The 26,921-nt window shown below is 57.9% G+C and carries 25 protein-coding genes and 1 pseudogene; 13 read left to right on the top strand and 13 right to left on the bottom strand.

From position 1 onward, the window contains the following. Positions 1 to 3: 3 nt before the first annotated feature. The 7 genes from J8G15_RS03155 to scpA form a co-directional block, all read right to left on the bottom strand. Positions 4 to 1,488: a methyl-accepting chemotaxis protein gene (locus J8G15_RS03155; RefSeq protein WP_240538420.1), complete on the bottom strand. Its 1,485-nt coding sequence runs from the start codon at positions 1,486 to 1,488 to the stop codon at positions 4 to 6. Between the two features lie 139 nt (positions 1,489 to 1,627). Beyond that, complete coding sequence (locus J8G15_RS03150) at positions 1,628 to 2,122, bottom strand: VOC family protein (protein WP_210546085.1); 495 nt, start codon at positions 2,120 to 2,122, stop codon at positions 1,628 to 1,630. Then, on the bottom strand, positions 2,119 to 4,173 hold the full coding sequence (locus J8G15_RS03145; protein WP_210546084.1) for an acetyl/propionyl/methylcrotonyl-CoA carboxylase subunit alpha: 2,055 nt from the start codon (positions 4,171 to 4,173) through the stop codon (positions 2,119 to 2,121). Before J8G15_RS03145 ends, J8G15_RS03150 begins: the two co-directional genes overlap by 4 nt. Further along, complete coding sequence (locus J8G15_RS21810) at positions 4,166 to 4,294, bottom strand: hypothetical protein (RefSeq protein ID WP_255555742.1); 129 nt, start codon at positions 4,292 to 4,294, stop codon at positions 4,166 to 4,168. The genes J8G15_RS03145 and J8G15_RS21810 overlap by 8 nt, the downstream gene beginning before the upstream one ends. 20 nt (positions 4,295 to 4,314) lie before the next feature. Beyond that, positions 4,315 to 5,847 (bottom strand): acyl-CoA carboxylase subunit beta, encoded by a 1,533-nt coding sequence (locus J8G15_RS03140; RefSeq protein WP_210546082.1) that lies wholly within the window; start codon positions 5,845 to 5,847, stop codon positions 4,315 to 4,317. 63 nt (positions 5,848 to 5,910) lie between these two features. Beyond that, complete coding sequence (gene meaB / locus J8G15_RS03135) at positions 5,911 to 6,846, bottom strand: methylmalonyl Co-A mutase-associated GTPase MeaB (RefSeq protein ID WP_240538536.1); 936 nt, start codon at positions 6,844 to 6,846, stop codon at positions 5,911 to 5,913. 134 nt (positions 6,847 to 6,980) lie between these two features. Continuing rightward, positions 6,981 to 9,137, bottom strand: coding sequence for a methylmalonyl-CoA mutase (scpA, locus tag J8G15_RS03130; RefSeq protein ID WP_210546080.1), 2,157 nt, complete (start codon positions 9,135 to 9,137; stop codon positions 6,981 to 6,983). A gap of 141 nt (positions 9,138 to 9,278) precedes the next feature. On the opposite strand from scpA, the gene J8G15_RS03125 reads away from it, so the two are divergent. Then, a complete protein-coding gene (locus J8G15_RS03125) occupies positions 9,279 to 9,926 on the top strand; it encodes a GntR family transcriptional regulator (protein WP_210546078.1) in 648 nt (215 codons plus the stop codon). Positions 9,927 to 10,005: 79 nt separating this feature from the next. Here J8G15_RS03125 and J8G15_RS03120 read toward each other — a convergent pair whose 3' ends face one another. The 3 genes from J8G15_RS03120 to murJ all read right to left on the bottom strand — a co-directional run bounded on the left by J8G15_RS03120 (position 10,006) and on the right by murJ (position 12,764). Continuing rightward, on the bottom strand, positions 10,006 to 10,239 hold the full coding sequence (locus J8G15_RS03120; protein WP_210546075.1) for a hypothetical protein: 234 nt from the start codon (positions 10,237 to 10,239) through the stop codon (positions 10,006 to 10,008). Between the two features lie 34 nt (positions 10,240 to 10,273). Beyond that, positions 10,274 to 11,125 (bottom strand): SirB1 family protein, encoded by an 852-nt coding sequence (locus J8G15_RS03115; protein WP_210546073.1) that lies wholly within the window; start codon positions 11,123 to 11,125, stop codon positions 10,274 to 10,276. A gap of 73 nt (positions 11,126 to 11,198) precedes the next feature. Continuing rightward, entirely contained in the window at positions 11,199 to 12,764 is a 1,566-nt protein-coding gene (gene murJ / locus J8G15_RS03110) for a murein biosynthesis integral membrane protein MurJ (RefSeq protein WP_210547438.1), read from the bottom strand. 92 nt (positions 12,765 to 12,856) lie between these two features. Between murJ and J8G15_RS03105 the strand changes: the two genes are divergently transcribed. Together J8G15_RS03105 and rpsT are read left to right on the top strand one after the other, a co-directional pair. After that, positions 12,857 to 15,370, top strand: coding sequence for a PAS-domain containing protein (locus J8G15_RS03105; RefSeq protein ID WP_210546072.1), 2,514 nt, complete (start codon positions 12,857 to 12,859; stop codon positions 15,368 to 15,370). Positions 15,371 to 15,373: 3 nt separating this feature from the next. Further along, entirely contained in the window at positions 15,374 to 15,676 is a 303-nt protein-coding gene (rpsT, locus tag J8G15_RS03100) for a 30S ribosomal protein S20 (protein WP_210546070.1), read from the top strand. A gap of 171 nt (positions 15,677 to 15,847) precedes the next feature. On the opposite strand, the gene J8G15_RS03095 is transcribed toward rpsT, so the two are convergent. Continuing rightward, positions 15,848 to 16,150, bottom strand: coding sequence for a DUF3579 domain-containing protein (locus J8G15_RS03095; protein ID WP_210547437.1), 303 nt, complete (start codon positions 16,148 to 16,150; stop codon positions 15,848 to 15,850). A gap of 221 nt (positions 16,151 to 16,371) precedes the next feature. On the opposite strand from J8G15_RS03095, the gene J8G15_RS03090 reads away from it, so the two are divergent. The 8 genes from J8G15_RS03090 to J8G15_RS03055 all read left to right on the top strand — a co-directional run bounded on the left by J8G15_RS03090 (position 16,372) and on the right by J8G15_RS03055 (position 24,141). Continuing rightward, the gene (locus tag J8G15_RS03090; protein ID WP_210546068.1) at positions 16,372 to 17,592 is read left to right on the top strand and encodes an aspartate aminotransferase family protein; all 1,221 of its coding nucleotides are present in this window, start codon (positions 16,372 to 16,374) and stop codon (positions 17,590 to 17,592) included. 24 nt (positions 17,593 to 17,616) lie between these two features. Next, entirely contained in the window at positions 17,617 to 18,555 is a 939-nt protein-coding gene (gene argF, locus J8G15_RS03085) for an ornithine carbamoyltransferase (RefSeq protein ID WP_210546066.1), read from the top strand. Positions 18,556 to 18,587: 32 nt separating this feature from the next. Next, positions 18,588 to 18,812: a hypothetical protein gene (locus J8G15_RS03080; RefSeq protein ID WP_210546064.1), complete on the top strand. Its 225-nt coding sequence runs from the start codon at positions 18,588 to 18,590 to the stop codon at positions 18,810 to 18,812. Positions 18,813 to 18,854: 42 nt separating this feature from the next. Continuing rightward, a complete protein-coding gene (gene kynU, locus J8G15_RS03075; RefSeq protein WP_210546062.1) occupies positions 18,855 to 20,129 on the top strand; it encodes a kynureninase in 1,275 nt (424 codons plus the stop codon). 1 nt (position 20,130) lies between these two features. Further along, positions 20,131 to 21,009 (top strand): tryptophan 2,3-dioxygenase, encoded by an 879-nt coding sequence (gene kynA, locus J8G15_RS03070; RefSeq protein WP_210546060.1) that lies wholly within the window; start codon positions 20,131 to 20,133, stop codon positions 21,007 to 21,009. 315 nt (positions 21,010 to 21,324) lie between these two features. Beyond that, complete coding sequence (locus J8G15_RS03065) at positions 21,325 to 22,305, top strand: ABC transporter ATP-binding protein (protein ID WP_210546058.1); 981 nt, start codon at positions 21,325 to 21,327, stop codon at positions 22,303 to 22,305. Beyond that, the gene (locus J8G15_RS03060) at positions 22,302 to 23,063 is read left to right on the top strand and encodes an ABC transporter permease (RefSeq protein WP_210546056.1); all 762 of its coding nucleotides are present in this window, start codon (positions 22,302 to 22,304) and stop codon (positions 23,061 to 23,063) included. The genes J8G15_RS03065 and J8G15_RS03060 overlap by 4 nt, the downstream gene beginning before the upstream one ends. Positions 23,064 to 23,103: 40 nt before the next feature. Beyond that, entirely contained in the window at positions 23,104 to 24,141 is a 1,038-nt protein-coding gene (locus J8G15_RS03055) for an acyltransferase (protein ID WP_210546054.1), read from the top strand. Here the strand turns inward: J8G15_RS03055 and J8G15_RS03050 are convergent. Both J8G15_RS03050 and J8G15_RS03045 read right to left on the bottom strand, forming a co-directional pair. Continuing rightward, a complete protein-coding gene (locus J8G15_RS03050; RefSeq protein WP_210546052.1) occupies positions 24,121 to 25,140 on the bottom strand; it encodes a 2-dehydropantoate 2-reductase in 1,020 nt (339 codons plus the stop codon). The genes J8G15_RS03055 and J8G15_RS03050 overlap by 21 nt on opposite strands. Before the next feature lie 15 nt (positions 25,141 to 25,155). After that, on the bottom strand, positions 25,156 to 25,539 hold the full coding sequence (locus tag J8G15_RS03045; protein ID WP_210546049.1) for a DUF962 domain-containing protein: 384 nt from the start codon (positions 25,537 to 25,539) through the stop codon (positions 25,156 to 25,158). 202 nt (positions 25,540 to 25,741) lie between these two features. On the opposite strand from J8G15_RS03045, the gene cdd reads away from it, so the two are divergent. Together cdd and J8G15_RS21370 are read left to right on the top strand one after the other, a co-directional pair. Continuing rightward, positions 25,742 to 26,179: a cytidine deaminase gene (gene cdd, locus J8G15_RS03040; protein WP_240538419.1), complete on the top strand. Its 438-nt coding sequence runs from the start codon at positions 25,742 to 25,744 to the stop codon at positions 26,177 to 26,179. Beyond that, positions 26,176 to 26,910: pseudogene (locus J8G15_RS21370) on the top strand (purine-nucleoside phosphorylase); the annotation flags it as partial. The gene cdd and the pseudogene J8G15_RS21370, both read left to right, overlap by 4 nt. Positions 26,911 to 26,921: the final 11 nt, after the last annotated feature.

The raw sequence follows: 26,921 nt of genomic DNA, 5'->3' as shown, positions 1-26,921 counted from the left end.
GGCTTAGCTCTGCACCAGATTTTTGTAGACGCCGCAGCCCAAATACCAATCGTCAACCTGCTGAACAAACGACATTTTGGTCTGCACACGGCCCGTGAGGGGGTTGGTGATGTCATATTCAACCCAGCCGGGCTCCATTTGAGCTTGGCTGATGATGTCGTTGACCAAGCCCTGACCATCAATGCCTGCAATGTCCTGAACCCGGGTGCCGACCTTGGATTGATTGCCGCCAAAGGCGAGGTATGTGCCGTTGGAATCCAGCACAAACACATACATGTCGCGGTCATGAAAGCCTTGGCTTGGAGTCGTGATGTCCCGCAAAAATGACTCGCGAGACCCGCTGCGCCGCCGGCGCGCTGCGGCCCGCTCCACCAGTTCAATCGCTTCGTCCGCTGAGCCTTGCTGCAGCTTAAACAGGGCAAAGGCCTCAACAAGTGTGGAGGCGCGCCCCTCAAGGTTTCGGGACTGGGTGACCGCGTGATCCACCATCTGGGCGTTTCGCTGAGTGATCTCGTCGAGTTGGCGGATGGCCGAGGTGATCTCGGTCAAGCCGGTGCTTTGTTCAGCACTTGAAGTCGAAATGAGCGACATATTGCTCGCTACATCATGAATCCCCGACACGATTTGTGTCATGCTGTCACCGGCTGTTTGAATCTTGCTGACGCTGACGGACACTTGCTCAGAGGATGCACTGATCAGTTCACGAATCTCCTTGGCTGAGGCTGCGGAGCGCTGCGCAAGAGAGCGAACTTCGCTGGCAACCACTGCAAATCCCCGGCCAGACTCCCCCGCCCGCGCGGCCTCGACTGCGGCATTGAGCGCGAGAATATTGGTCTGAAAGGCCAAGCCGTCGATCACACTGACGATTTCGTCCATGCGCCGGGCACTGCTTTGAATGGCCTCAACCGAGGCGATCGCCTCAGCCATGATGGCAACGCCGCGGTCCGCCACATCACGCACATTGCCCGCGCGCTGATTGACCTGTAGCACGGTTTGCGCCGTTTCTTGAACGGTGCTGGACAACTCTTGCACGCTGGCCGCTGTTTGCTCAAGATTTGCTGCTTGCTGTTCGGTGCGCTCCGACAACGCGCGGTTGCCCGCCGCCAAGCTCTGACCGGAATGAGCCACAAAAGCGGCATTGCTTCGTACATTGGCCACCATGGACGACACGGTGGCGCCGATCTTCGTTGTTGCGCTGCCCAAATTGGCGAATTCGTCGCCTCCGGCGCGAACGGGACTGAGACGCAAATCGCCCTGAACCAGTTTGCTCATGGCATGGGTGACATCCTGCAAATCTTGGGTGATGCTACTGTGAAATGCCAGCAACAAATACCCTCCAAGCACCAGAAAAATCCCGCTTACCAAAGCCAGCAGTCCCGTGTCGGATGCGGGGCTCGGTGTCGTCGATTGAATCAGGGCCAAGATCAGTGGAGAGAACAGCACCACAGCGAGGAGCAGTACCTTCCCGGACAGGCGCATTTTGCGCATCAACCAAACACCAGGGGAGGTCAGTTTCCTGAGAATCATTCGCCAGTCTCACTTGTATTTATTGAGCAAACCGTGCGAGGGAGGCACCCTGCACTCATTCGAAGCATTCTATGCCTCCACGCTGGAATCCGGCCTACTTTTAGATTGAGGAATACCCTGTCGCGAGTCGGGAAATGGCACTGACCACTTCGAGCGGTGCCTGCACCAACTCAATCAATACGCCTTCGCCGCTGACCGGGAATTCATCATTGGATTTGGGATGCAAGAAGCAAATATCAAACCCAGCAGCGCCTTTGCGGATGCCGCCCGGCGCAAATCTCACGCCCTTGGCCGTCAGCCACTCCACCGCAACCGGCAAATCATCAATCCACAGACCTACATGGTTGAGTGGTGTGGTGTGCACCGCCGGTTTCTTTTCGGGGTCAATGGGCTGCATCAAATCGACCTCCACCCTGAAAGGGCCAACGCCGATGGCGCAGATGTCTTCATCCACGTTTTCACGCTCGCTACGGAAAGTGCCCGTCACCTCCAAGCCCAGCATGTCGACCCACAGGGTTTGCAGCTTGGCCTTGTCAGGCCCACCGATGGCAATTTGCTGAATACCCAGCACTTTGAAGGGGCGTGTCTGGGTCATGCGAACTCCACAATGGGTTGATCAACTGTCAAGCTTTCACCCTTTTTAGCCAGCACCTTGCCGACCACACCATCGGCGGCGGCAAACAGTACGTTTTCCATCTTCATGGCTTCAATGACCGCGATGCGTTCACCGGCTTGTACGGTTTGACCCTCTTGCACGGCAACTTCGACCAGCAGGCCTGGCATGGGCGACAACACAAACCGACTCATGTCAGGCGGTGCTTTGTAAGGCATCAGCGCATGCAACTCGGCGGCGCGTGGCGACAGGACCAAGGTGTCCACCTGCGTGCCATTGTGGGACACACGAATCGTCAACGGATTCTTGCCGGCCAAGCCACCACGCTCGACCTGCGCCGTGAATGGTTTGCCGTTGAAAGTACCGCCAATGCGGACTTCTCCCAAACGGTAATTGCTACATATTTTGTAGCGTCTCTCGCCTACGGTGATTAGGCTGGAGCCCGTTTTCCCTTCAAATTCAGTGACCCGAGCCGGGGTTTGGTGGTTAACGCCCTGCTCTCCAAATGTCACCACCACAAAGTCCTCACCCACTTCAATCTCGTGGCCTTCCATCTGGCCGCTGATGGTGGAGGCACGGTTGCGGTACTTGCGGTTCACAAAGGCCGACAGGGCAATCAGCAGGTCCGCATCGTCGTGCGGCACGTCTTCGGCCCGAAAGCCATTGGCGTAATTTTCGGCAATGAAGCCGGTATTGAAGTCACCCGCCACAAACTTGGGATGCGCCAGCAAAGCTGCCTGAAACGGAATATTGCTGCTGATGCCGCGAATCACAAAGCCGTTCAGCGCTTCGCGCATTTTGGCAATCGCCTCCAGACGGTCTTTGCCGTGCACGATCAGCTTGGCGATCATGGAGTCGTAAAACATTGGAATCTCGCCACCGTCCTGCACGCCGGTGTCCACCCTCACACCCTGCCATTGGCTGGTGTCGGCGGAGAACATGGTCTCCGTTGGCGGCTGAAAACGCACCAGACGCCCAGTGGACGGCAAAAAGCCGCGGAACGGATCTTCGGCATTGATACGGCACTCAATCGCCCAGCCGTCACGCTTGACGTCGGCTTGTGTCAGCGGCAGCTTTTCGCCAGCCGCCACGCGAATCATCAGCTCCACCAAGTCCAGCCCGGTGATGCACTCCGTCACCGGATGCTCCACCTGCAGGCGAGTGTTCATTTCCAGAAAGTAGAAGCTCTGGTCTTTGCCAACCACAAACTCCACCGTGCCTGCACTCTGATAGTTCACCGCCTTGGCAAGCTGTACGGCCTGCTCGCCCATGGCTTTGCGGGTGGCCTCCGAGATAAAGGGCGACGGCGCCTCTTCAATGACCTTTTGGTGACGGCGCTGAATGGAGCACTCACGCTCATTCAGGTACACCACGTTGCCATGGCTGTCGCCAATCAGCTGGATTTCGATGTGGCGGGGCTCTTCGACGAACTTCTCGATGAACACACGGTCGTCACCAAAGCTGTTGCGGGCTTCGTTGCGGCAGCTGGTGAAGCCTTCAAAAGCCTCCTTGTCATTGAACGCGACGCGCAGGCCTTTTCCGCCGCCGCCCGCGCTGGCTTTGATCATCACGGGGTAGCCAATGCTTTGCGCGATCTCGACCGCTTTTTCAGGCGTCTCAATGGCGTCGTTGACACCGGGAATGCAGTTGACCCCCGCCGAACCGGCCAGCTTTTTGGACTCAATCTTGTCGCCCATGGCGGCAATGGAGTGGTGCTTGGGGCCAATGAAGACAATGCCCTCTTCCTCCACGCGCTTGGCAAACTCGGCGTTTTCGCTCAAGAAACCGTAGCCGGGGTGCACCGCCTGGGCGCCGGTTTGCTTGCAGGCTGCAATGATCTTGTCCGCCAGCAAATAGCTCTCCCGGCTGGGCGCGGCGCCAATGTGGACGGACTCGTCGGCCAGCAGCACATGACGGGCATCGCGGTCAGCGTCAGAGAAGACCGCCACCGTTTTGATACCCATTTTTCGGGCGGTTTTAATCACGCGGCAAGCGATTTCACCCCGATTGGCGATCAGTATTTTGTTAAACATAGTTGAACTCCATCGGGTTGAACTCGCTTGCACACGCGGTGCGTGTCAAGCAATGTGGCTTCGCCGCTGGGCCGCTTTGCGGCTGGTCACCCCGGTTGGCAATCAGTATTTTTGTAAACATGTTCTTATCTCCTCGGGCCATCAAAGGGGGATGTTGCCGTGCTTGCGCCACGGATTCTCAATCTTCTTCTCGCGCAGCATCACCAGAGAGCGGCAGATGCGCTTGCGGGTTTCGTGTGGCAGGATCACGTCGTCAATGAAGCCACGGGCACCGGCCACGAAGGGGTTTGCAAAGCGCGTCTTGTATTCGGCCTCTTTGGCGGCCAGTTTGGCCGGATCGCCCTTGTCTTCGCGGAAGATGATTTCCACCGCACCTTTGGCGCCCATCACGGCAATCTCGGCGTTGGGCCAGGCAAAGTTGACATCGCCTCGCAGGTGCTTTGACGACATCACGTCATAGGCGCCGCCGTAAGCTTTGCGGGTAATGACGGTGATCTTGGGCACGGTGCACTCGGCGTAGGCGTACAGCAGCTTGGCGCCGTGTTTGATGATGCCACCGTACTCCTGGCTGGTGCCGGGCATGAAGCCCGGCACGTCCACAAACGTGATGACGGGAATGTTGAACGCATCGCAAAAACGAACAAAACGCGCCGCCTTGATTGAACTCTTGATGTCCAGGCAACCTGCCAACACCAGCGGCTGGTTGGCCACGATGCCCACGGTTTGACCTTCCATGCGGCCAAAGCCGATCAGGATGTTTTTGGCGTATTCAGGTTGCAGCTCAAAAAAGTCACCATCGTCCAGCGTCTTGACGATGAGTTCTTTCATGTCATAGGCCTTGTTGGCGTTGTCGGGCACCAAGGTGTCCAGACTCATGTCCATGCGATCTGCTGGGTCGCCGCCGCGGCGCACGGGCGCTTTTTCACGGTTATTGAGCGGCAGGTAGTTGTAGAGGCGGCGCAGCATCAGCAGCGCTTCCACATCGTTGTCAAAGGCCAGATCGGCCACGCCACTCTTGGTGGTGTGGCTGATGGCGCCGCCCAGTTCCTCGGCCGTCACGGTTTCATGCGTCACGGTTTTCACCACTTCGGGGCCGGTCACGAACATGTAAGAGCTGTCTTTCACCATAAAGATGAAATCCGTCATGGCCGGCGAATACACCGCACCGCCCGCGCAAGGCCCCATGATCATGCTGATCTGCGGCACCACACCGCTGGCCATCACGTTGCGCTGGAACACATCGGCGTAGCCACCCAAAGAGGCCACGCCTTCTTGAATGCGGGCGCCGCCGGAGTCGTTCAAGCCGATCACTGGTGCGCCGACTTTCATCGCCTGGTCCATCACCTTGCAGATTTTCTCGGCGTGGGCCTCTGACAAGGCGCCACCAAACACGGTGAAATCTTGACTGAAGACAAACACCAAGCGGCCATTGATCATGCCGTAGCCGGTGACGACGCCGTCGCCCGGAATCTTTTGGTCCTGCATGCCGAAATCGACGCAGCGGTGCTCCACAAACATGTCCCACTCTTCAAACGTGCCTTCGTCCAGCAGCAGTTCGAGCCGCTCACGGGCGGTGAGCTTGCCTTTTTTATGCTGCGCATCGATGCGCTTCTGGCCACCACCCATTCGGGCGAGTTCACGCTTGGCTTCGAGTTGTTCAAGGATGTCGTACATGGTTTTCTCTCTTTTCAAAGTTCGAATCGTCTGTCTTCAATTAACTACTGATTTGATAGCGACCTACGCTTGATTTGTATGGGCTAGAAGCATATTTCGTGCTGCAGTCGATGCCGCCACGCGGCCCGCCTTGACCTCGTCAATGAGCGCTGGCAGCAAGGCCTGCACCTGCGGGTTTTGACGAAACGACTGCTTCAGGCCGGCGTCAATGCGCTCCCACATCCACGCCAAGGATTGGGTTTGGCGGCGCTGCGCCAGCTTGCCATTGGCGGTTTGCAGGGTTCTGAATTGCGTCACCGCCGCCCAAAATGCATCCACCCCCTGTGCCTTCAGCGCGCTGAGCAGGATCGCCTTGGGGCGCCAGTGAGCATCGTCGTGGCTGCCAAACATCCCCAGCAACTGCATGCCGGCGGTGATTTGCAATTGGGCGCGTTGCGCGGCAATCGCGTCCAAGTCCACCTTGTTGATGGCCACCAGGTCGGCCAGCTCCATCACACCTTTTTTGATCGCCTGCAAATCGTCGCCGGCATTGGGCAGCTGCATCAGCACGAACATGTCCGTCATGTTGGCCACGGCAGTTTCGGATTGACCCACGCCCACGGTTTCCACAATCACCACGTCATAGCCGGCGGCTTCACAGACCAGCATGGCTTCACGTGTTTTCTCGGCCACGCCGCCCAGCGTGCCACTACTGGGGCTGGGGCGAATGTAGGCCTGGTCGTGCACCGACAGACGCTCCATGCGGGTCTTGTCGCCCAAAATGGAGCCGCCTGACACGGTGCTGGACGGGTCAATGGTGAGCACCGCCACGCGGTGGCCCTGCTCAATCAAATACAGGCCCAAAGCCTCAATGAACGTCGATTTACCCACGCCCGGCACACCGCTGATACCCAGTCGAAAGGACTGTCCAGTGTGGGGTAGCAAGGCGGTGAGCAGCTCGTCTGCCTGCGCCCGGTGGTCAGCGCGGGTGGACTCCAGCAGCGTGATGGCTTTGGCCATGGCACGGCGTTGCTTGAGCCCGCTGCCGTCTGTCTCCACAATAGTGGCCACCGAGACCCCGCTTTTGGCGGCACTGGCCTCTCCAACAGGCGTTTGCATCATGTTCATGAACGGCGCGTCCGGTTGCGTAATATTCAGGCCATGGCCTTTTTGATCTGCTCCAGCACGTCCTTGGCACTGGCGGGAATCGGCGTGCCTGGGCCGTAAATGCCTTTGACACCTGCCTCGTACAACATCTCATAGTCTTGGCGGGGAATCACACCGCCCACAAAAACAATGATGTCGTCAGCGCCTTGTTTCTTCAGTTCAGCAATGATGGCCGGCACCAGTGTTTTGTGGCCGGCGGCCAGGGTAGAGACGCCCACGGCATGCACGTCGTTTTCAATGGCTTGGCGGGCGCACTCTTCGGGGGTCTGGAACAGGGGCCCCATGTCCACGTCAAAGCCCAGGTCGGCAAACGCAGTCGCCACCACTTTGGCGCCGCGGTCATGGCCGTCTTGGCCCAACTTGGAAATCATCACCCGGGGGCGTCGGCCTTGCGCTTCGGCAAAGGCATTGATTTCAGACTTGAGGGCTTCCCAGCCTTCGGCCGAGTCATAAGCTGCTGCGTACACGCCGGTCACCTTTTGGGTGTCGGCGCGGTGGCGGCCGTAAACAGATTCCATCGCATCACTGATTTCTCCCACGGTGGCCCTCAGACGAACCGCCTGAATGGTCAGGTCCAGCAAATTTCCTTCGCCCGACTTTGCTGCAGAAGTGATAGCAGCCAGCGCTTTCTGCACCTGCGCTGAATCGCGTTTTTGCTTGATAACGTTGAGGCGGTTGATCTGGCCGTCGCGCACTGCCACGTTGTCAATATCGCGTGTTTCGATGGCGTCTTCAGTTTTCAGTTTGTACTTGTTGACGCCCACAATCACGTCTTTTCCACTGTCAATGCGCGCCTGTTTCTCAGCCGCCGCGGCTTCAATTTTGAGCTTGGCCCATCCGCTGTCAACCGCCTTGGTCATGCCACCCATGCCCTCGATTTCTTCAATGATCGCCCAAGCCGCGTCGGCCATGTCCTGGGTCAGCTTCTCCATCATGTAGCTGCCGGCCCAAGGGTCGATCACATTGGTGATGTGAGTTTCTTCCTGAATGATGAGCTGGGTGTTGCGGGCAATGCGGCTTGAGAACTCGGTCGGCAGCGCAATGGCTTCGTCAAAGCTGTTGGTGTGCAGACTTTGGGTGCCCCCAAACACGGCAGCCATGGCCTCAATGGTCGTACGCACCACGTTGTTGTAGGGGTCTTGCTCGGTCAATGACCAACCGGACGTCTGGCAGTGCGTGCGCAGCATGAGGGACTTGGGCTTTTTGGCGTCGAAGTCTTTCATGATGCGGCACCACAGCAGGCGCGCCGCGCGCATCTTGGCCACTTCCAGGTAGAAGTTCATGCCAATCGCCCAAAAAAAGCTCAAACGCCCCGCAAAGTCATCCACATCCATGCCCTTGGCAATGGCGGTCTTGACATACTCTTTGCCATCGGCCAGGGTGAAGGCCAACTCCAGCGCCTGATTCGCTCCGGCCTCTTGCATGTGGTAGCCCGAGATGGAGATGGAGTTGAACTTCGGCATGTTTTTGGCCGTGTATTCAATGATGTCGCCAATAATGCGCATCGACGGCTCAGGGGGGTAGATGTAGGTGTTGCGCACCATGAACTCTTTCAGAATGTCGTTCTGAATCGTGCCGCTCAATTGGTCTTGGCTCACGCCCTGCTCTTCCGCCGCCACCACATAGCCGGCCAGTACAGGCAGCACCGCGCCGTTCATGGTCATGGAGACACTTACTTTGTCCAAGGGAATCTGGTCAAAGAGAATCTTCATGTCTTCCACCGAGTCAATCGCTACGCCGGCCTTGCCCACATCACCGGTCACACGCGGGTGGTCCGAGTCGTAACCCCGGTGGGTCGCCAAATCGAACGCCACGGACACACCCTGTCCGCCGGCGGCCAGCGCCTTTCGGTAAAACGCATTGGACTCTTCCGCCGTTGAAAAGCCGGCGTACTGGCGAATCGTCCAAGGGCGAACCGAATACATGGTGGCCTGCGGCCCCCGCAAATAAGGCTCAAATCCAGGCAGGGTGTCGGCGTACGCCAAACCTTCAGTATCAGCGGCGGTGTAGAGCGGCTTGACGGTAATGCCGTCGGGCGTGACCCAGTTCAGTGCGGTCACATCGCCTTGCGGGGCTGACTTGGCAGCGGCCTTGGCCCAGGCCTCCAAGTTGGCAGTTTGGAATTCAGGTTGTTTTTGGGTCATGACGGCTGCCGTTCAGGGTGAGTGAATTTGGAAAATCGGACGCTGATGCCAGCTTAATGCGCATCAGTCCAAAGCGGATACTAGTTTACGTTATTTATAATTATTGATTAACAAAATTGTTTCAAGCTTACAATTCGGGCCATGCCAGCACCCGCCCTTTCTCACCGCGCCCTGTATGAAGAAGTCGCCGAACTCCTGCGTCAGCGCATTTTCAACCGCGAACTTGAGCCTGGCAGCTGGATTGATGAGTTGAAGATTGCCGACGCCTACGGTATCAGCCGCACACCGCTTCGGGAAGCCCTCAAAGTGTTGGCCGCCGAAGGCTTGGTGACCATGAAAGTGCGCCGGGGTGCCTATGTCACTGAGGTGTCCGAACAAGATTTGGCCGAGGTGTACCACCTGTTGAGCCTGCTGGAATCCGATGCAGCAGGCGTGGTCGCCCACAACGCGACCGACGCCCAGCTTGAGAGCCTGAAAGAATTGCACGATGAGTTGGAAGCGGCCGCCCTGCCCGCGCAGCTGGATCGGGAACGTTTTTTTGAAGTGAACGAGCGCTTTCACATGCGTGTGCTGGAGATTGCCAATAACCGCTGGCGCAATCAGATGGTCAGCGATTTACGCAAGGTGATGAAGCTCAACCGCCACAACTCCTTGCTCAAGTCAGGTCGCATCGATGAATCGCTGCAGGAGCACCGCGCGTTAATGGCCGCGCTGCTGGCCAAAGACGCCACTCTGGCCACCACCCGGGTGCAAGAGCACTTTCGCAACGGCTTGGCCGCCGCCAATTAATAGCCCATTACGCAAACAAAAACCTGAGATGCCACCAGGCCAGCCAAAGATGGCATCTGCTCCGTCGCTTCACGCCTCGCTATTTCGAGTCGTCCTCAGAGCGGGGTTTTTGCATGGCGTCATCCACCGCTTTTTTGAACTGCTCCGGCAATTGTTGAGGTTTGCTATTGGTCAACGAGGCGGGCGCACCGCCCTGCGTCGAAATCTCGGGTGGCAAGCCGGTTGGCATGATCGAGGCCATTTGCTTCTTGCTCAAAAACCCAATTGCTGCCACCATAATCAACAGGCCCACCAAGGTAAAAACAGCTTTCATTTAAAGCTCCAGTTCGTTCGCAGAACGGCCCCCATCAGTTAATGGCGCCGCGCAACTCGGCCACTCGCAGGGCGATGGCCTGCAGGTCGACGGCCGAGTCCGCATGTTGTAGGTAAGTTTCCAGGTCGGCCAGGGCCAATTCGGCGTCGCCGACTGCGGCATGGGCCAGACCGCGATCACGGTATTCTGCCCACACCTTGGGCAGCAAAACAATGAGCCGGTTTTGGACGGCAATCAAGCGGGACCAATCTTCCTGAGCGGCATGAATGGCCTTCAGATTGCGCAGCATGCGGGCAATGATGTCGCGTGGCGGCGCCACTTGCAGGAACAGACCCAAAGGCACCTCAAAATCATCAGCCAAGCCGATTCGCTTGTGCTGGGGATCAAGCCGTTCGGCCAGATCCTCGCGGCTTAACGATTGGCCGTCCAGCGGGTCCATCACGACTTGACCCTCGGGCAGATTCACTTTCATCATGAAATGCCCAGGGAAACCGATGCCCCTCGCCGACAAACCCAGGCCTTGGGCCAGCTCCATCCAGATCACTGCCAGGGAGATCGGAATGGCACGCCGGGTGCGCAAGACCACACTGACAAAACTGTTGTCAGGGTCGTAATAGTTATTCACATTGCCGCAAAACGCCAATTCACGGTAGAAAAACTGGTTCAAGGCGCGCAGCTTTTGCAAAGGACCTGCATCAGCGGGAATGCGTCGTCTAACCCGGGCCAGCAACTGATCGACGTCACTGAGGACTTGTTGAACGTCGAGCTCGGGGTATTCATCCTGCGCCAGGCTGACGGCGGCTTCCAGCAAGGGAAACTCGGCGTCGCTCATGACCAAGCTGCTGAAATAGTCCAGCGGAGAAGGAACTGAGAACAACATCGTCATGCAAACATCCTATACCGATCCAACTGAAAAAGGCTTGCGACCAGCGCCACCTTGCCTCAGGCTGGTACGCCGATCACCGCTTCAGGAATTGCTTCAAACGCAGACCCGAGGCCAAAATAGCTACGAAATAGATAGCAGCTGCTGCAAGAAGAACAAGGGATAGAAGCCCGACCCTCTTCCAACTCTCAGCGCGCAACTCAATCCAAAGAAATGCCCCGTTGGCCCACATCAGGAAGATAGCCAACAGCGCACAGGCGGCAATGACCTGCAAACAGAAGACGCCCCAACCAGGTTCCGGCTTGTAACTGCCCCGCCGCAGCAAACCGATTAGCAACCACAAGGCATTGATCATGGCGCCAATGCCAATCGACAGGGTCAGCGCCGCGTGAGCGAATATCGGCACCAGCACCAGATTCAACAACTGGGTAATCAGCAACACAGCCACGGCAATGCGAACCGGGGTTTTGGTGTCCTGATTGGCGTAGTACCCCGGTGCCAGCACCTTGATGGCCACAATGCCAATCAAGCCCACCCCCCAACCCATCAAGGCATAGGTGATTTGCTGCACGTCGCGGTCGGTCATGGCACCGTAGTGGTACAGCACGGCCACCAGCGGCTTGGCAAAAGCCAACAAGGCCACGGCGCAGGGCAAGGCGAGCAAAACCACCAACCTCAAGCCCCAGTCCAGCATCCCGGAGTACTTGTCAGCGTCACCGGCCGCGCGGGCCAACGCCAGTTGGGGCATCAGCACCACGCCCATGGCCACACCCAGCATGGCGGTGGGGAACTCCATCAAGCGATCGGCATAGGTAATCCAGCTCACGCTGCCAGCGGCCAGGTGCGAGGCAATCTGGGTGTTGATCAGCATCGATATGTGGGCCACGCTCACACCCAACAAGGCCGGGCCCATCAGGCGAAGAATGTTTTTGGTGGCCGGATCAGCCCAGGCCGCGCGAAGCTGCTGCCACCCAAAGCCGATGCGCGGTGCCAACCCCATCCGTTTGAGCGCCAGCAATTGCACGGCAAGTTGAAGAACACCGCCCGCCAGCACGCCACCCGCCAGCGCATAGATAGGCTCCAGGCCCAGGGTTTCAAACCAGGGCGCTCCCAGCCAGGCGGCGCCAATCATGCAAAGGTTTAACAACACCGGCGTGGCAGCTGGCACCGCAAACCGCTTCCATGTGTTGAGCACCCCGGCGGCCAATGCCACCAATGACATGAATGCAATATAGGGAAACATCCAGCGTGTCATCACAATGGCCAGCTCAAACCCACGGGGGTCCTGCTGCAAGCCGCTGGCCATGGCCCAGACCATCACCGGAGCGGCGGCGACGCCAATGATGCTGATCACCATCAATGCCCAAATGAGAACCGTGGCGACCCTGTCAATCACAAACCGCGTTTCAAGATCGCCATGCTGGGCTTTGGAGGCGGCCAGCACGGGCACAAAAGCCTGGCTGAATGCGCCTTCTCCGAAGAAGCGCCTGAAGAGGTTGGGGATTCGAAACGCGACGTTGAAGGCATCGGTCATCGCATTGGCGCCAAACGTGGACGCAATTAAAAGTTCCCGCGCGAGCCCGGTAATGCGGGACACCAACGTCAGGAGCGAAACAATAGAGGCGGATTTGAGTAGCGACACGGCGCAGAGTGTAGCCCTCGCCACGACTCACTCAATTGACGCATTACCGTGCACAATCGGGCCTCCCCCGTTAAATGTGAATAAAGGTTTGCATGAGCTCTGGCGGTCGCTTTTCTCCATCCCTTGTTGCTGGCGACGCCATGGGCATGTACCAGGCCATGCTGGACCATTTACCCGTTGGAGTGGTCTTGTTCGACCGCGACTTGCGCGTAATCGCGATCAATCAGCGTTTGATTGATCTGCTGATGTTGCCGCAAATTATGTTCGAGCATGGATTGCCAACGTTGGGCGACATCACCCGCTTCAACGCCTCTCGCGGCGAGTACGGGCCAGGTGACCCTGATCAGCAAACCCGTGACCGGCTGGAGCAAGCGCACAACGGGCTGGCCCACCGCTACGAACGCATCCGCCCCAACGGCCAGGCACTTGAAATCATTGGCAGCCCGCTGCCTCAAGGCGGTTTCATTACCATTTACAACGACATCACGGAGAGCTACCGAGCCAAGCAGGCTCTCAGTGAGCAGGCGCTGTACTTGAGCAGTGTGGTCGAACACTTGCCCCAAGGCATCTCAGTTTTTGATGAGCACCATCGACTGAAGGTTTGGAATGCCAACCTGCTGGAGATGCTTCAGATCCCTGCCGCCAGCCTCTCGCCGGACACAACGCTGGATGCCCTGCTGAGCCATCTGAATCCTGATCCGTCAGACGACGCCCAGAGGCAAGCCCTGCAGTTTCAGCCTCACCGATTTGAACGACTGCGCCGAAATGGCCGGACGCACTTGGTGGAAGGTCGCCCAATGGTCAGCGGCGAGCGCACCGTCGGGTTTGTCACCAGTTACACCGACATCACCGAACAAAAAGCCAGTCAAGAGGAATTCAGGCAGCAAAACATCCTGTTCCAGACGCTGGTGGACAACGTCCCTGGTGGCGTTACCTTGTTTGGCCCTCAGCTGGAATTGCTGGCCTACAACCAGGAGTTCGCCCGGCTATTGGAACTGCCTGCCGAACTGCTGGCGCACAAGACACCCCTTGAAAGCTTCTTCCGGTTCGGCGCAGCGCGGGGCGAGTTTGGCTCCGGCGACATCGAAACCGTGGTAGAGCGCCTGATGACGCGAGCACGTCAACACAAAGCCCACAAGACAAAACGCACGCGCCCAAATGGATCCATTCTCGACATTCGGGGCACCCCGTTGCCGGACGGCTGCTTTGTCACAATCTACACCGATGTCACAGAGCAACACCACAATGCCGCCGCCATTGAACGATTGGCCCACAGCGACATTCTGACCGGCCTGGCCAATCGCTACGCGCTGGAAGCCAGACTGGACCAGTTGGTGAGCAATGCCAGGCGCAACAAGCAGCAATTGACTGTAATGCTTCTGGACCTTGACAACTTCAAAAGCATCAACGACACCAAAGGTCATGGCATGGGAGACCAGTTCCTGTGTGAGGTGGCCCAGCGACTGAGCACGGCGGCGCGAGCCGATGACATTGTTGCCCGTTTGGGCGGCGACGAGTTCGTGATTATCTTGGCTGATATGCCCTGCTCTCAGGAAACCAGCGACATTGCCGCCAGGATCATGCTGGCGCTCAATCAACCTGTCACCATCGGAAAAAATCTGTTGCGTGCTTCCGCGTCAATGGGCATCTGCTTCTACCCCCAAGACGGCGCGGACCGTGGCGCGCTCATGCAAAGCGCGGACATTGCCATGTACCACGCCAAAAAGTCAGGCAAGGGCATGTTTCACTTCTTCAATGCCGACATGATGCGCGCGGCAGAACACCGCCTGGCCATGGAGCATGCCCTGCGCGAGGCCGTGCAACAAAAACAATTTGTACTTCACTTTCAACCTCAGATCGACGCACTTGGTAAACAGGTGAGCGGCGTTGAGGCGCTGATCCGATGGGTCAGCCCCTCCGGTGAGCTGACGCCCCCAGAAGAGTTCATCGCTCTGGCTGAGGAAATCGGACTCATCAATGAGATCGGTGAATGGGTCTTGAACAACGCCTGCCAAACTCTTGCTCGGTGGCGCCAAAAAGGATTGCCCGACCTGACGATGGCTGTCAATCTCAGCGCCATTCAATTGCGCAACGCCGATTTGCCGCAAATCATCGTCAACGCGTTGAAAGAAAACGATTTGCCCGCCAACGCCCTCACGCTTGAGATCACGGAGTCCGTGGCCATGCAGGATCCATTGGCGTCCATTCAACGCCTTGGCGTCATTCGCGACTTGGGCGTGCAGCTGGCCATGGACGACTTCGGCACCGGGTATTCATCGCTTGCCTATCTCAAGCGATTACCGCTGGATTACCTCAAGCTGGACCGCACCTTTGTGCAGGATTTGGAAACCGACAGCAACGACGCCACCATCTGCATGGCCAGCATTGGTCTCGCACATGACTTGGGCCTCATGGTGGTTGCCGAAGGGGTGGAAACACGAGGCCAGCACTACTACTTGGCCAACCTGGGTTGCAATGTTTACCAAGGCTATTACTACAGCCGCCCCATGCCAGAAGCCCAAGCCTATGATTGGATTCGCGCAAGGTTTGACAAACTGCTAGAATCGCAGGCTTTGCTGACAACATCCGCAGACCCAAGGAATTAAATTATGGCATCTGGTAAACCCAAGAAAAAGAACCCGCGCCTTGCGTCGGGCCGTAAACGCGTCCGTCAAGACATCAAAATCAATGCAGCGAACACCTCGATGCGTTCCAAGTACCGCACTGCGGTCAAGAACGTAGAGAAAGCTGTTTTGGCTGGCGACAAGGTCAAAGCGACCGAGTTGTTTGCCAAGATGCAAGCCGTGGTTGACACCGTGGCTGACAAAGGCATCTTCCACAAGAACAAGGCTGCTCGCGACAAGAGCCGTCTGTCGACCAAGGTGAAAGCCCTGGCCGCAGTCGCTGCCTGATCTCAGGCAAATCGCACGCATTCTCGAGTCTTTGAGAATGCGCCGTTTGTAACGGGTGCGCTGTCAGCAAAAAAGCAAAAGTGCCGTCGAAAGACGGCTTTTTTGTTTCCAGCGTTGGTCGAAGAATTTAGACAAAAGGTGCAGGCGAATGTGCCTGAGCGCTCGGGGAGATCAGGCGGGGGGATTGCCCTGCAACACTTGCAAGTCGTTGTCTTTGGCAAAGTTCATGCAGAAGTCCCAAGCCATGACGTTGTAATCGCGCAGATCGCGGTGAACCACCACGCAGCGAACGCCATCCCGCGAATTGGGAACACACCAAGGCGAGTAGCCCAAATGACTGCCGGGCTGCGGGCCACCGGGCCGAAACTGACTCATGACGCCCGCGAGACGCTCAGCCCAATCACTGGGGCGAAAAGTGCGTCCACTCTGGGTAGTACCCAGAATAATTACTTCTTTGGCAGGGTTGGAAACCATCGGATAGAGGTTGATCAGTTGGGGCTGGCGGGTGTTGCAGCGCGTCCACATTCTAGCCGATCTTATGTCTTATAGAAGACCAGAGGGAGCACTACCGCCCACGCATCAGTCTGATGCAAATCCAGAAACGATCCCGGAACTTGATGCGCCTAGAATCACACTTCAAAGGCCCAACGCGTGTTGGGCTGCTCTGTTTTGTGACCTCTCTGGAGTTTGAGCCCATGAATGCACCCGCATCTCCCCACGCCGCCGCATCCCCTCATGTGATGAACACCTACGGCCGACTGCCCATCGCGCTGTCTCACGGGCAGGGTTGCCGAGTGTGGGATGTCAACGGGAAAGAGTACCTGGATGCGCTGGGCGGCATTGCCGTTAATACCCTGGGTCACAACCACCCCAAGCTGGTGCCCGCACTGCAGGACCAGTTGACCAAACTGATCCACACCTCCAACTACTATCACATCCCGCTGCAAGAAGCGCTGGCCAAGAAGCTGGTGGAGTTGTCGGGCATGACCAATGTCTTCTTCTGCTCCACCGGACTGGAGGCCAATGAGGCCGCGCTCAAACTGGCGCGCAAGTTTGGCCACGACAAAGGCATTGAACGCCCTGAAATCGTGGTCTATGAAAAAGCTTTTCATGGCCGTTCGATTGCCACTCTTAGTGCCACTGGCAACCCAAAAGTGCAAGCCGGTTTCGGCCCTTTGGTGGAAGGCTTCATTCGGGTGCCTGTCAACAACATTGACAGCCTGAAACAAGCCACGGCCAACAACCCAAATGTGGTGGCTGTCTTTTTTGAGGCCATTCAAGGAGAAGGCGGCGTCAACCCCATGCACATGGACTATCTGAAAGCGGTTCGTCAACTGTGCGATGAGCGCGATTGGTTGCTTATGATCGACGAGGTTCAGTGTGGCATGGGACGTACCGGCAAATGGTTTTCCCACCAGTGGGCCGGCATCAAAGCGGACGTCATGCCGCTGGCCAAAGGGCTCGGTTCAGGCGTGCCAGTAGGTGCGGTGGTGGTGGGCCCCAAGGCCGCCAACATCTTCCAACCTGGCAACCACGGCTCGACTTTTGGCGGCAACCCGCTGGCCATGCGGGCCGGCGTGGAAACCATTCGCATCATGGAAGAAGAAGGCTTGCTGGAAAACGCGGCCAAAGTGGGGGCGCATCTGACTGCCGAACTGGCGAAGGCATTGAGCGCCGAAATTGCCAACAAAGGCGTCAGGGAAATCCGCGGCATGGGCTTGATGATTGGCGTGGACTTGGCCAAGCCCTGCTCGGCCCTGGTGCAGCAGTGCGCGGACGCCGGTTTGCTGATCAGCGTCACCGCAGACACCGTGGTACGCATGGTGCCGCCCTTGAACATGAGCACGGCGGAAGCGGACGAAGTGGTTCGCATCCTCTGCCCCCTGATCAAACAACTGCTGGCCAACGCCAGCTAGGCCCGAACCTACAGAGACACAGAGATGAAACATTACCTGCAATTCAGCGACCTGGACGCCAGCGACTACGCCTACCTGTTCGAGCGCGCGGCCATCATCAAGAAGAAGTTCAAGGCTTACGAAAAGCACCACCCACTCACCGATCGCACGGTGGCCCTGATTTTCGAGAAAGCATCCACTCGCACCCGGGTGAGTTTTGAAGCCGGCACCTACCAACTGGGCGGCAGCGTGGTGCACCTGACCACGGGTGACAGCCAGTTGGGACGTTCAGAACCCATTGAGGACAGTGCCAAGGTCATCAGCCGCATGGTCGATCTGGTGATGATTCGCACCTTTGAGCAAACCAAGATTGAGCGCTTTGCCGCGCACTCCCGGGTGCCGGTCATCAATGGCTTGACCAATGAGTTTCACCCTTGTCAGATCCTGGCTGACCTGTTCACATACCTGGAACACCGGGGTCTCAATGCAGAGGGCAAGCCGGATGTCGCCTTGCTCAAAGGCAAAACGGTGGCCTGGGTGGGCGACGGAAACAACATGGCCAACACCTGGTTGCAGGCCAGCGAAATTTTGGGCTTCAACGTGCATGTTAGTACACCGCGTGACTACGAAATTGACCAAAAAGTGGCTGGCCTGAATTCATCCAAAAGCTACAAAATTTTCAAAGACCCCATGCAAGCCTGCGCCGGCGCCGACTTGGTCACCACGGATGTCTGGACCAGCATGGGTTACGAGGCAGAAAACGAAGCTCGCCGCCTCGCCTTTGCTGACTGGTGTGTGGACGCTGACATGATGAAGAGTGCCAAACCCGATGCCTTGTTCATGCACTGCCTGCCCGCTCATCGCGGTGAAGAGGTGCAAGCTGACGTCATTGACGGCCCACAGTCTGTGGTTTGGGAAGAAGCTGAAAACCGTCTGCACGTGCAAAAAGCATTGATGGAATTTCTGCTGCTCGGCCGTTTGTAAGGCATAGAGCGCACCAACCTTTGGCAGGCCAGGTGCGCTTTCCTTTCTTGGCGGTGACTCGTGTCATTGACGGCCGTCGCCTCTCCGGTCAGGCCTCAAACAAGCAACGTGGCTGTTTTCAGGCGCAGATCTCGGTCCGGCGCTCGCCCGGCGGCTCGATCTCAAAACACACGCCATTGGAGAAACGCGCCAAGGTTTTGATTAAAACCTCAAGCATTCTCAAGGTGTTGGAAATTACCGACACCACAGCGTTTTGACGGGTGTTACCTTTGCGCTTTCTTTTGAAAAAGTAAGTTCACATGATCACCCTTCAACACTGTCAGCAGCGCGACGCCGCGGACCCGACCCGGCATTTGCGCGCGCATTTTTCAATTCCTTCCGACCTGATCTACCTTGACGGCAATTCGCTGGGGGTGATGCCCAAAGCTGCGGTGGCACGCGCTGCCGAAGTCGTCACACAGGAATGGGGTCAAGGTCTGATCCGCTCCTGGAACACGGCGGGGTGGTTCAATCTGCCCCAGCGTTTGGGCAACAAGGTGGCCACGCTGATTGGCGCCGGCCCCGATGAAGTGGTGGTGACCGACAGCACCTCCATCAATTTATTCAAAGTGCTCAGCGCCGCGCTGAACATGGCACGTGAAGACGCCCCCACTCGTCGCAGTATCGTGAGCGAGCGCAGCAATTTCCCGACTGACCTCTACATGGCCGAGGCCTTGTGCAAAGAACGCGGTTTTGAGCTGCAACTGGTCGAGCCCACTGAGATTGAGGCCGCACTGACCGTTGATGTGGCGGTGCTCATTCTCACCCATGTGAACTACCGCACCGGTGCCATGCACGACATGAGCTCTGTCACAGCCGCTGCCCACGCAGCAGGCATTCTGACCGTCTGGGACCTGGCTCATAGCGCCGGTGCTGTACCGGTTGACCTGCATGGCGCGGGCGCTGACTTTGCGGTTGGTTGCAGCTACAAATACCTGAATGGCGGCCCCGGCGCACCAGCATTTGTCTGGGTCAACCCCAAACATGCCGAGCGCTTCTGGCAGCCCTTGGCCGGTTGGTGGGGTCACGCCACGCCATTTGAATTCACCCCAGACTACCGCCCCGCCCCTGGTATTCGCCGCTATTTGTGCGGCACACAACCGATTCTGAGCCTGGCCACATTGGAGTGCGGCTTGGATGTTTTTACCGCCGCCGAAGCCTGTGGCGGCATGACCGCCCTGCGGGACAAGTCTCTGGCGCTCACTGACTTGTTTATTGAATTGGTTGAACAGCGCTGCGAGGGACACGGCCTCGGCCTGGCAACGCCCCGTGACCACGAACAGAGAGGTTCCCAGGTTTGCTTGACCCGGAAAACCGGCGCTTACGCCATCGTGCAGGCATTGATTGCCCGTGGCGTGGTGGGTGATTTTCGCGCCGGTGACGGTGCCCAGCACCTGGACATTCTGCGTTTTGGCTTCACACCGCTTTACATTGGATTTGAAGACGTGTGGAACGCCGTGGAACATCTGAAGCAGGTGCTCGAAACGGAGGAGTGGCAGCAAGCCCAATTCAACCAACACAGCGAGGTGACCTGAGATGTGCCCTTACAAACATGGCGAACCCAGTCAGGCCCCCATTGGCTTGCCGGAATCCATCGTGCATGAAGAAAAAGCGCAGCTCGACTTCAGCCAGTCGATGAGCTATGGGGACTACCTCAAGCTGGACGACATCTTGAACGCGCAGGCCCCGCGTTCACCCGACCACAACGAAATGCTGTTCATCGTGCAGCACCAGACCAGTGAGTTGTGGATGAAGCTCATGCTGCATGAGATGAGTGCCGCCATTCAATGTGTCAGGAACGACGACTTGGGCAGCGCCTTCAAAATGCTGGCCCGGGTCAGCAAAATCATGGAGCAACTGGTTCACGCCTGGGATGTGCTGGCCACCATGACGCCGCCTGAGTACAGCGCCATCCGCCCTTACTTGTCCAGCTCCAGCGGGTTTCAAAGCTACCAATACCGCTGCATCGAGTTTTCGCTGGGCAACAAGAACGCCGCCATGCTCAAACCCCATGCCCACCGGCCGGATCTACTGGCCCATGTGGAGGCCGCCTACAAGGCACCCTCTCTTTACGACGAAGCCCTGCGCTTGCTGGCCCGGCGCGGCCTCGCCGTGCCTGCCAGCCATTCTGAGCGCGACTGGACGCAGCCCTATGAGGCCAGCGCCGAGGTTGAACAGGCGTGGTTACAGGTTTACCGCGACCCCAAACAGCATTGGGATCTCTACCAGCTGGGCGAAGAACTCACGGATCTGGAAGATGCATTTCGGCTCTGGCGCTTTCGCCATGTCACCACGGTGGAGCGCGTCATCGGTTTCAAACGCGGCACGGGCGGCACCGGCGGCGTGAGCTACTTAAGGAAGATGCTCGACGTGGTTTTGTTCCCTGAAATATGGACTTTACGGACCCAGCTCTAATGTTTAAGCAATTAGTGCTTAAACCCCTCGCAGAATCTGCGGGGGAAGCTCCTTTAACAATAGCAATCAGCTAAAAATATCTGCTCCACACAGGGTTTCGGCATCGACCGGCATTGGGCATGACAGGCACCAAAGTCAGCAGCGCCGGTACCCACCGGCCCTTCGCCATGCATGCCAAAGCCATGCACCACTCTCGGGCAAGCAGACTCGGGGATAATGCGCCACTTCTGCCCGACTTCGGCCGGACCATGCGCTCCTGTCAATTCTCATTGGCTGCCGCCATGACCGATATTCCGGTCAACACGACGAAACCATATGTCTCCCACTACTGCAAACGCAACCTCTGCGCCGCTGGCGAGCGACGCCATCGTCAGCATCCGAGGCATCAGCAAGACTTACGCAGGCGGCTTTCAGGCGCTCAAAACGATCAATCTGGACATCAAGCGCGGCGAGATCTTCGCCCTGCTGGGCCCCAACGGCGCCGGAAAAACCACACTGATCGGCATCATCTGCGGCATCGTCAAGGCCAGCGGGGGGAGCATCGTGGCTGATGGTCATGATATTTTGAACGACTACCGCGCCGCCCGCGCGACAATCGGACTGGTGCCTCAGGAGTTGCACACCGACTCCTTTGAGACCGTCTGGGCCACGGTCAAATTCAGTCGCGGCTTGTTTGGTAAATCCCACGACCCTGTCTATCTGGAAAAAGTGCTTCGTGACTTATCCTTGTGGGACAAGCGCAACAACAAGATCATGACCCTGTCCGGGGGCATGAAGCGCCGGGTGCTGATTGCCAAAGCGCTGTCGCACGAGCCCAAAATTTTGTTTCTGGACGAGCCTAGCGCCGGGGTTGACGTGGAGTTGCGCCACGACATGTGGCGCATGGTTCGCCGCCTGCGCGACAACGGCACCACCATCATCCTGACCACTCACTACATTGAAGAGGCCGAAGACATGGCCGACCGCATCGGGGTGATCAGCAAGGGCGAACTCATTCTGGTGGAGGACAAAGACGTGCTGATGCGCAAGCTGGGCAAGAAACAGCTCACGCTGTCCTTGCAGCAACCCCTTGCCAAGCTTCCAGCCGAACTGGCCAACGCCTCTCTGGAGCTTTCCGCTGACGGACTCGTGCTGGTCTACACCTTTGACACCCAGACCGAAGAAACCGGCATTGCGGCCCTATTGCGCCGTCTGGCCGAGCACGGCATCGACTTCAAAGACTTGCGATCCAGCGAAAGCTCGCTAGAAGAAATTTTTGTCAGCCTCGTGCACCAACCCAAAGAGGCCAACGTATGAACATTCACGGGATTCGCGCCATTTACCGTTTTGAGATGGCCCGCACCTTCCGCACGGTGATGCAGAGCATCGCCGCGCCGGTGCTCTCGACCTCGCTCTATTTCATCGTGTTCGGCACCGCCATTGGCTCACGCATGGGCGACATTGATGGCGTCAGCTACGGCGCGTTCATCATTCCGGGCCTGATCATGCTCTCCTTGCTCAACGAGAGCATCTCCAACGCCTCCTTCGGCATCTACATGCCGAAATGGTCGGGCACCATTTATGAGTTGCTTTCTGCGCCCGTCTCTTGGGGCGAGGTCTTGCTGGGTTATGTGGGTGCGGCAGCCACCAAATCGGTCATGCTGGGCGTGCTGATTCTGGGCACGGCGCGCCTGTTTGTGCCGTATGAGATTGCTCACCCGGTCTGGATGGTCGCCTTTCTGCTGCTGACCGCGGTCACCTTCAGCCTTTTTGGTTTCATCATCGGCTTGTGGGCCGACAGCTTTCAGAAGCTGCAGGTCATTCCGATGTTGATCGTCACCCCACTGACCTTTTTGGGCGGTGCGTTTTACTCCATCAACATGCTGCCACCGGTGTGGCAAACCCTCAGCCTGTTCAACCCGGTGGTGTACCTGATCAGTGGTTTTCGATGGAGCTTCTACGGCGTGGCTGACGTGCACATGGGCGTCAGCATCGGCATGACGGTGGCCTTCATGGTGATTTGCCTCGCGTTTGTGCGCTGGGTCTTTGTCACCGGCTACAAGATCCGGAATTGAATCCGGATCATCGCCCTACCCGCTCCCCATTACTTTCCGTATGAAGAACCGCGAATTTCACATTGATGGCCTGAAGATTCTGGCCTCACAACTCATCGTGCTGCATCACTTTGCCACCTATGGCCCACTTGCTGACGCTTTTGGTGGCGCCACCCCCCGCCTGTCAGACTGGTTTTATGACTACGCCCGAATGGCCGTCCAGGTTTTTCTGGTGCTGGGCGGTTTTCTGGCTGCGCGCAGTTTGGCGCCTCAGGGGAATGCAACGCTGACCCAGCCGGTACGTCTGGTTTGGCAACGTTACCTGCGGCTTGTTCCGGCCTTTGCAGTGGCCTTGCTATTCACCATCGCCAGCAGCCAATTGGCTCGCATCTGGTTGCCTGCCGACTTCATACCCGGCACCCCAACATGGCGCGAGTTTCTGGCCCATGTGACGCTTTTGAACGGCGTCCTGAACGTCGACTCTTTGTCCGCTGGCGTTTGGTACGTGGCCATCGATTTTCAACTGTACGCATTGATGGCCATGATGTTGTGGCTGGGACGGGGTTGGGCAAAAGCCGGCATTGTGGGCTTGATGCTGCTCTCTCTGTTTTACTTCAACCGGAACGCCAGCTTTGACAACTGGGCAATCTACTTCTTCGGCGCGTATGGTCTGGGCGCCATCGCCTATTGGGCCGCCCGATCCAGCCGCGCCGGACGATGGTTGTTACTTTTTGGCGCCGTCTGCATCGCCGCGCTGGTTGTGGATTTCAGGGAGCGCATTGTGCTGGCACTGGCCACCGCCCTGCTGCTGGGCCTGATTCAATGGCACACCCTGCGAGGTCGCGACCTCGCAGGCGAGCTGCCGAGGTCATGGGCGAAGTGGTTCCGCTACTTGAGCAACAGCTCTTACGCGCTGTTCCTGGTGCATTTTTCAGTACTGATGTTGGGCAACGCCGGATTCTCCCACCTGAACTCCACCTCGGCCATCTCGGCAGGGTTGGTGTTGTTGACCTGCTGGCTGGTCAGCATGTCGCTGGCGATGCTATTCGTGCGCTGGGTCGAACGCCCGCTGGCTCGGCTAGGCAGCAACGGAAAATGAGTCTTTCAAGGCCTTGGACAACTCCGACCCGCTCATGCTGGACTGCTTGCCCGACTCGGCCAAACGCATCAACGCAACAATGCGTCGGTTGAACGGCGCATCGATGCCCAACGATTCGGCAAGCTGAACCACGGCCCCGCTCAAATAATCAACTTCAGTGCGACGCCCTGCCCGCAGGTCTTCCCACATGCTGGAACGGGCCTGCGGATCAATGCGCAACATGGCGCGGGCCACCCGGCTGAACAAGGCGTCTGGCAAACTGAGCACCAAGGGCAGCAGACGTGGCCCCAACCGAACCACTTTGGCAGGCTCAATGCCGGCGGCCGCCAACACGCCCAAGGCCTCCTTGATCAGCAAGGCAAAGCAGCGTCGGTAGGCTCGCTGTGACAACTGGGTCTTCAAAGGCAAACCGGACAACGCATTGATGGGGTTGTTCAGGTTCAGCAGCAGTTTCCCCCATTGCACAGCCGCAAAATTCTCATGTTCCACCAAAGGCAGTTGTGCCGCAGCAAATACGGCATGCCAAGGGTTCAGGGCCGGTGATTGCTCGACTGCGATATCGCCTTCCGTGCCCCGATGAAACTGGCTGTCGCCCAATTGAACAACATTGAACGGCACCATGCCCGCCAACACGGTGCGACCAGGCAAGGCCAGTCGCAACGTGTCAGCATTGCCAACGCCGTTTTGAAGACTGAGCACGAGGGCCGACGCCTTGCCGTGCGCGGCGATGAGTTTTGCCGCTTGAGCTGTGTCCGCACTTTTGACCGTGACCAACACCAAATCGGCCTGGGCCAACGCCGCTGCATCTTGTGTGAAATGAATTTGATCAGCCCGCAAAACAACGTGGCGCTCATGCAGATCGGTGAGGGTCAAACCATCACGGGCAATGCGTGCCTGCATGGTGGCTCGCCCAATCAGCGTCACATCGGCACCACTCGCCAGCAAGACGCCCCCCACATAAACGCCAATCGATCCAGCGCCCAACACGGCAATTTTCATAACGATTCCTGGTGATTAGTAAGCAATTTTCAAGCGCCGGTACAAAAACCCGAGGACAAACAGCGGGCCAATCATCAAAAACCGAAGGTCGTCAATGAACGGGGGCTTTTTTCCCTCAATCTTGTGGCCAATAAACTGCCCCGCCCAAGCCACTACAAACACCACGCCCGAGACGAGCAAGACATTCTGCTGTGGCACAGAGTACAACACCGCCAACATGGCGCTGGACATCAACAACATTCCCAAAGCAAAGGGTGCCGACAGTGTGAAGTAATAGGCCAAAGACAGCACCGCTGTGGCCAAGGCAGCGAGCGGATGCAACGCCCAAATGACACCCAGCAAAGAGAAAACAACGGCAGGCACACAGATGAAGTGAGTCACCTCGTTGGCCGGATGCACGTGGCTCTCGCGTAGGTGTTCAGAAGCTGGGCCACGGGGCGCTGTGTTTTGTCTTGCATCTTGTGCTCCTGGATGTGATAACTGCCCAACGCTGGCAGCCCGAATCGTTGGATTTTAGGGATGACCAAGGAGTCTTGTGCACTGGGGTGTCCCCTTGGTTCCACGAAAAAAAGGTGAGGTCGGGGCTCTATGGCGCCTCGCTATGATGAAGAGATGGCGCATCAATTCTTATCCGACACGCAGCGCGACGGCCTGCTCAAGACCGCCCGGTCTGCTCAGAAAAACGCTTACGCAACGGTACTCGAATTTTCAGGTGGGCGCAGCCGTCCTTGATGATCAGGGCCGAATTCATGGGGGCTGCAACGTCGAGAACGCGGCCTATCCAGAGGGCGTTTGTGCCGAAGCCAGCGCGCTGAGCGCCATGGTGCTGGCAGGCAGCACACAAGCCCGCGCGGTGTTGGTGGTGGGAACCGGCGGCGCCTGGATCACCCCCTGCGGCGGCTGCCGGCAAAAATTGCGTGAATTTTGCGCGGCCGACACCCCCATCCTCATCGCCAACGAATCCGCCATGGGCCCCACCTACACGCTGGATCAATTGCTGCCCGCCAGTTTCGGGCCTGAACACCTGAGCGCATCATGAGCACATGGCCCGCATTACACACCCTTGCGCGGCTCGCGCCATCGAAGCGGCCTCGCATTGCCGTGGTGCTGGGCTCGGGCTGGGGGGAACTCACCAATCACCTAAAAGAGGCAGTACAGATCACCTATTCTGAATTGCCCGGTTTCCCCCAAGCCACCGTGGCGGGACACAGTGGTGTTTTGTGGCTCGGCCAGCTGGGCGAAAACGAAGTCGCCGTCATGAGCGGACGCAAACATGGCTACGAGACCGGTGAGGTCGATGGCATGAAAGTGCCCCTACAGGTGTTGCAAGCCCTGGGTTGTGAGGTGCTGGTTCAAACGAATGCAGCAGGCAGCCTGCGCCATGACCTGCCGCCGCAAAGCCTGATGGTCATCAATGACCACATCAACCTGCCTCAACGCTCACCACTGGTCGGCGAAATCGGCACCGAGCGCTTTGTGGGCATGGTGGACGCCTACGACCCGAGCCTTCGCCAGCTGGCCCATCGTGTCGCCACCGACCAAGGCGTTGCCTTGCAGGAGGGGGTCTATGTGTGGGCCTTTGGCCCGCAGTTTGAAACACCTGCAGAGATTCGCGTCTTTCGGCAAATCGGGGGCGACGCCGTGGGCATGAGCACCGTGCCGGAAACCATCCTGGCCCGCCATGCCGGCCTGCGCGTGCTGGCCCTGTCCCTCATCACCAACATGGGGGCAGGCTTGTCGAATGAACAACTGAGCCACGCCCACACCCTGTCGCAAGCCAG

Origin of the sequence: Rhodoferax sp. PAMC 29310 (assembly GCF_017948265.1) — a bacterium.
Lineage (GTDB): Bacteria > Pseudomonadota > Gammaproteobacteria > Burkholderiales > Burkholderiaceae_C > Rhodoferax.
The sequence above is the reverse complement of the archived record's forward strand: the minus strand, read 5'-3'. Positions and strand labels throughout refer to the sequence as shown.